This is a genomic window from Acidovorax sp. SRB_24 (genome assembly GCF_012931925.1).
Genome location: NZ_MWOM01000153.1, coordinates 1 through 939, shown reverse-complemented (window position 1 = coordinate 939; position 939 = coordinate 1). Strand labels below are relative to the sequence as shown.

The window sequence follows — 939 nt, the reverse complement described above, 5'->3', positions numbered from 1 at the left end:
TACCGCATCGGCGGCACGGCGGCCACCACCACGGGCGGCGCCGGCGACCTGACGCTGGGCAGCACGTCCAATGCCGTCGTTGCGCAGGGCGCCATCGGTGCGTCGGGCATTGCGGGCAACACCCTGACCGTCAACGGTGCATACGGCAGCGTGCCTATTTCCTATGCTGCAGGGGCTTCTGCCAAGGACATGGCGGCACTCGTCAACGCGCAGACCGAAAAGACGGGCGTGAGCGCCACAGCGCGCACCGAAATTGGCCTGTCGGGGCTGGTTGCCGCCAGCTCCTACACCCTCAAGCTCGCCGCCGACAACGGCACGGGCCAGGCCGTCACCATTTCGTTCACCGTTGGCAGTCAACTCAACAACGATGGTCTGAGCGATGCTGCCAAGGCCTTTAACGACGCGGCGGCTAAAACCGGCGTGACGGCGCGCGTCAACGACAAGGGTGATGGCCTGGTGCTGACCAATGCCGCTGGCAACGACATTTCCTTGCTCAATGATTCGGTGGCGACCAACACCATCGACATCACCGACGCCGCAGGCAAGGCCCTGGTGGGCGGCGCTGGCGCAGGCCTCGCGGGCGAGGACGGTGTGGGTACCTTTGCAGCCGCTCTCGTGGTGACAGGCCAACTCACACTCGATTCATCCAAGTCTTTCAGTGCAATGGACGCTGGCGGCGACTCTGCAGGCGGCGGCTTCTTGGATGTCGCCACGGCAGCAGGCAGCCAGATCCAGACCGTGCAGAACATGGACGTGAGCACAGTCGATGGCGCCAATCGCACCTTGGCCATCGTCGACTCCGCGCTGGCAGCCATCAGCGGCCAGCGCGCCAGCTATGGCGCGTTGCAGGCACGTTTTGAATCAGCCATCGCGAACCTGAATACCTCTTCCGAGAACATGTCGGCCGCGCGCAGCCGCATCCTGGACGCCGACTTCGCG

At 64.7% G+C, this 939-nt stretch carries 1 protein-coding gene; it reads left to right on the top strand.

Annotated features, from left to right (window positions below; all coding sequences use genetic code 11):
- Positions 1-939 (top strand): flagellin (locus B2J89_RS21170; RefSeq protein WP_256368868.1); only part of this gene is annotated, 939 nt, incomplete at both ends.